At 64.4% G+C, this 4,440-nt stretch carries 5 protein-coding genes; all 5 read left to right on the top strand.

Annotation, left to right across the window (positions count from 1 at the left end; all coding sequences use genetic code 11):
- Window positions 1–414: glycine betaine ABC transporter substrate-binding protein (locus EN964_RS26005; RefSeq protein ID WP_281059570.1), on the top strand; the 414-nt coding region annotated here is incomplete at its 5' end.
- A 55-nt stretch (window positions 415–469) separates the two neighbouring features.
- Window positions 470–1,633 (top strand): ABC transporter permease, encoded by a 1,164-nt coding sequence (locus EN964_RS26000; RefSeq protein ID WP_127267859.1) that lies wholly within the window; start codon window positions 470–472, stop codon window positions 1,631–1,633.
- Complete coding sequence (locus EN964_RS25995; protein ID WP_127267858.1) at window positions 1,630–2,568, top strand: ABC transporter ATP-binding protein; 939 nt, start codon at window positions 1,630–1,632, stop codon at window positions 2,566–2,568. The genes EN964_RS26000 and EN964_RS25995 overlap by 4 nt, the downstream gene beginning before the upstream one ends.
- Window positions 2,565–3,314, top strand: a complete 750-nt coding sequence (locus EN964_RS25990; protein ID WP_127267857.1) for an ABC transporter permease — start codon at window positions 2,565–2,567, stop codon at window positions 3,312–3,314. The genes EN964_RS25995 and EN964_RS25990 overlap by 4 nt, the downstream gene beginning before the upstream one ends.
- Before the next feature lie 237 nt (window positions 3,315–3,551).
- A partial coding sequence (locus tag EN964_RS25985; protein WP_206528760.1) for a sodium/proton-translocating pyrophosphatase occupies window positions 3,552–4,440 on the top strand: 889 nt, incomplete at its 3' end.

Below are 4,440 nucleotides of genomic sequence, written 5' to 3'. Positions count from 1 at the left end.
GTCAATTCGGCGGCCGCACTTCCGGCTTTCCAGACCACCTATGGCTTCACGCTGAAGCCTGAGCAATTGATCACCCTCTCGGGCGGCGACACGGCGGCAACCATCGCAGCGGCCGCCAACCAGACCAATGGCGCCACTGCGGCCATGGTCTACGGCACCGATGGCGGCATCGCACCGTCCGGGCTCGTCGTGCTCGACGACGACAAGGGCGTGCAGCCGGTCTACCAGCCGGCGCCGATCATCCGCGAAGCGGTGCTGAAGGAGCATCCCGAGATCGAGACGCTGCTGAAGCCGGTTTTCGCCAAGCTCGACCTCGTCACCCTGCAGGAACTGAACGGTCGCGTTCAGGTCGGCGGCGAGCCGGTCAAGGGCGTCGCCGAGGACTTCCTGAAGAAGAACGGCTTCCTGAAGTAGGACGATTCCGGCGCGCCGCTTTCGTGGCGCGCCGGATCGACTGAAGGGGCAGGGCGTGAACATCCGCTTCGACAAGCTCGGCGTGGTCATCGCCGCGATATCAGCCTATGCGGCCTTCGCCGCCCCCTTTGCCACGTTCCGTGCCAACCGCATCGTCCCCGGCCAGGCGCGCTCGATTCTCGATGCGCTGCCGGCAACGACCGGGACGCTGCTGCTCGCCATCATTGTCGCCGCAGCACTCATTGCGCTGTTCAAGACACCACTTGTGCTGCGCCTTGCCGCCAGCGTGATGGCGCTTGCCGCGCTCGCGCTGCTGATCGGTGTCGCCGGAACATTTCTCACGCCGGCGGGCAACACCTTCGCCAGAGTTTCGCCAGCCTCCGGTTTCTGGATTCTGATCTTTGCCTTCACGCTTTTGCTCGCCGACGTGCTGACAAGGCTGAACCTGTCGCCATTGGCGCGGGTTGGCGTGCTTGTGGTCGCGGCTTTGGCGATCGGGCTGCTGTTGATTTCGGGAAGCTGGGACAATCTGTCGATCCTGAAGGAATATTTCAACCGCGCCGACAGTTTCTGGGCAGAGGGCTCCAAGCATGTAACGCTGGCGCTAGGGTCGCTGCTTGCGGCGGTGGTCGTCGGCCTGCCACTCGGCATTCTCTGCCATCGTGTCGAAAGTCTGCGCGCCGGCGTTCTCAACGCGCTCAATATCATCCAGACCATTCCTTCGATCGCGCTGTTCGGCCTTTTGATCGCGCCGCTCGGCTGGGTTGCCACGCATGTGCCGGGAGCTGCCGCGCTCGGCATTCGCGGCATCGGCACCGCACCGGCTTTTGTGGCGCTGTTCCTTTACTCGCTGCTGCCGGTGGTGGCCAACACCGTGGTCGGTCTGGCCGGCGTGCCGCGCGCGGCCAACGACGCGGCGCGCGGCATGGGCATGACCGACAGGCAGCGCCTGTTCGGCATCGAGTTTCCGCTGGCTTTTCCTGTCATCCTCACCGGCATCCGCATCGTCTTGGTGCAGAACATCGGCCTCGCCACCATTGCCGCGCTGATCGGCGGCGGCGGTTTCGGCGTGTTCGTCTTCCAGGGTGTGGGCCAGACGGCGATGGACCTTGTGCTGCTTGGCGCGGTGCCAACGGTCGCGCTCGCCTTTGCCGCCGCCATCATCCTCGATGCGGTGATCGAAATGACCGCCACCAGGCGCAGGGTTGAAACGGCATGATCGAGATCGAAGGCATCACCAAGCGCTATGACGCGACGACCGTGGTCGATGACGTGTCGATGGTCATCGAGCCGCGCACCATCGCCGTCATTGTCGGCACGTCCGGTTCCGGCAAGACGACGCTGCTGCGCATGATCAACCGGCTGGTCGAGCCGACCTCGGGCATCATCAAGCTCGACGGCGCCGACAATCGTTCGCTGCCCGGCTACGAGCTGCGCCGCAGCATCGGCTACGCTATCCAGGGGCACGGCCTGTTTCCGCATCGCACGGTGGCACAGAACATTGCCACCGTGCCGGTGCTGCTTGGCTGGGACAAGGACCGTATCAAGGCCCGGGTCGACGAACTGATGACGCTCTATCAGCTCGATCCCGAAGCCTTCGGGCCTCGCTACCCGCACGAACTGTCCGGCGGCCAGCAGCAGCGCGTCGGTGTTGCCCGCGCACTCGCCGCCGAACCCAACGTGCTGTTGATGGACGAACCGTTCGGCGCCCTCGACCCGATCATCCGCACCAAGGCGCAGGAAGATCTGCTGGCGATCCAGAAGCGCTTCGGCACCACCATCATCCTCGTCACCCACGACATGGAAGAGGCCGTGCATATGGGCGACAAGATCGCGGTCATGGATGCCGGCAAGCTGGTGCAATACGCCAAGCCGGCCGAGATCCTGGCAAAGCCGGCAAGCGCCTTCGTCGAGACCCTGGTTGGCGCCAGCGAAAGGCCGTTCCGGTTGCTGTCGCTCGGCCGGGTCCGCGATGCCGTGGAGAAGGGCTCCGCCGAAGGTGAGGCGATCCCCGGCGATGCGAGCCAGCGCGACGCGCTGGCCGAATTGTTGTGGTCGGGCCGGCCGGCGCTGCCGGTCAAAGGCGCCGACGGCAAGCCGCTTGGCCGCGTGACCGTCGAAGGGCTGGTGAAGCGTGCGGCGAGGCCGGCATGAAGGCCTGGCTTCCATCGCTGCTCAGGCTAGCATTGGTGGTGCTGCTTGTCGCCTTCGTCACCAATCCCGGGTGGTTCGTGCCGCTGCTGAAGCCGCTGACCGAAAACAACGCGCCGGTGATCTACAACCAGGGCAGCCTGCTGACGCTGACCCTGCTGCACTTACGCACGGTTCTGATCGCCACCGTGGCGGCAACCATCGTTGCGGTGGCGCTTGCCATCCTGGTCACCAGGCCGGCCGGCGCCGAATTCCTGCCGCTATCGCGCAGCCTCGTCAACATCGGTCAGACCTTTCCGCCGGTGGCGGTGCTGGCGCTTGCCGTACCGGCCGTCGGCTTCGGCGAGAAGCCGACACTGATCGCCCTGTTTCTCTATGGCCTGCTGCCGATTTTCGAGAATGCACTGACCGGTCTGACGACGCTGCCGGCCAATGTCGTCGAGGCGGCGCGCGGCGCCGGCATGACCGGTTGGCAAAGGCTCACCAAGGTCGAGCTGCCGCTCAGCGCCCCGATCATTCTCGGCGGCATCAGGCTGTCGGTGGTGATCAGTCTTGCCACCGCGACCATCGGTTCGACCGTGGCAGCCAAAACGCTGGGCGAAGTGATCATCGCCGGGCTGTTGTCCAACAATCTCGCCTTCATCCTGCAAGGCGGCCTGATCGTGGCAGCGCTTGCCGTGCTGATCTATGACGGTCTGTCGGCGATCGAGCGCTACACGGCGCGCCGCATGGGCCGGGGAGCCGAGTAGGGGCGTCCTGCGTCAGGCCAATTTCAATCGATCTAATAGAGGGTGCTGACAGCAGTCGTCGCCTGGCCCAAACCATTTGGGCGAAAGCCGGGCAAAAACCGAACAATATCTTGACGTTCGCAGCCCTGTTTCGCATACACCGATGCGAAGAGGCGGATTCCGTGCTCGGAATCCGGTCTTTGTCTCAACGGCCCAGGGAGGGGTTCTTTTGGGCCATCAATCGAGGAAAATCCGGCAATGACAATTATTTCCGCCGTCATCGCCTGCGGCCTGCTTTCAATCCTTTACGCCATCTGGGCGACACGTTCGGTCCTTGCGGCCGATCAAGGCAATGCACGCATGCAGGAAATCTCCGCGGCTATCCGCGAGGGCGCACAAGCCTATCTGGCGCGTCAGTACACCACCATCGCCATCGTTGGCGTCGTCGTCCTCGTGCTCGCCTGGTGGCTGCTGTCCATCACCGCCGCGATCGGCTTCCTGATCGGTGCGGTGCTTTCGGGCGCCGCCGGCTTCATCGGCATGCATGTCTCCGTTCGCGCCAACGTTCGTACGGCGCAAGCCGCATCGAACAGCCTCGCTGCCGGCCTCGACATCGCGTTCAAATCGGGCGCCATCACCGGCATGCTGGTTGCTGGCCTGGCCTTGCTCGGCGTGTCGATCTACTACCTCATCCTGACCCACTTCATGGGCCTCCAGCCCAATGACCGCATCGTCATCGACTCGCTGGTCTCGCTCGGCTTCGGCGCATCGCTGATCTCGATCTTCGCCCGTCTCGGCGGCGGCATCTTCACCAAGGGCGCCGACGTCGGCGGCGATCTCGTCGGCAAGGTCGAAGCCGGCATTCCCGAAGATGATCCGCGCAACCCGGCCACCATCGCCGACAATGTCGGCGACAATGTCGGCGACTGCGCCGGCATGGCCGCTGACCTGTTCGAAACCTATGCGGTGACCGTCGTCGCCACCATGGTTCTGGCTGCCATCTTCTTTGGCGGCACCGCCGTTCTGGGTGCGGCCATGCTTTATCCGCTCGCCATCTGCGGCGCCTGCATCCTCACCTCGATCGTCGGCACCTTCTTCGTCAAGCTCGGTTCCAACGGCTCGATCATGGGCGCGCTCTACAAGGGCC

The organism is Mesorhizobium sp. M7A.F.Ca.CA.001.10.2.1 (assembly GCF_003998575.1).
In the GTDB taxonomy this organism is placed as follows: Bacteria; Pseudomonadota; Alphaproteobacteria; order Rhizobiales; family Rhizobiaceae; genus Mesorhizobium.
The sequence above is the reverse complement of the archived record's forward strand: the minus strand, read 5'-3'. Positions and strand labels throughout refer to the sequence as shown.

What these genes read in the sequence shown, in the direction of transcription:
- EN964_RS25995 (WP_127267858.1), top strand. Translation starts at nt 1,630, where the DNA reads ATGATCGAGATCGAAGGCATCACCAAGCGCTATGACGCGACGACCGTG.
- EN964_RS25990 (WP_127267857.1), top strand. Translation starts at nt 2,565, where the DNA reads ATGAAGGCCTGGCTTCCATCGCTGCTCAGGCTAGCATTGGTGGTGCTG.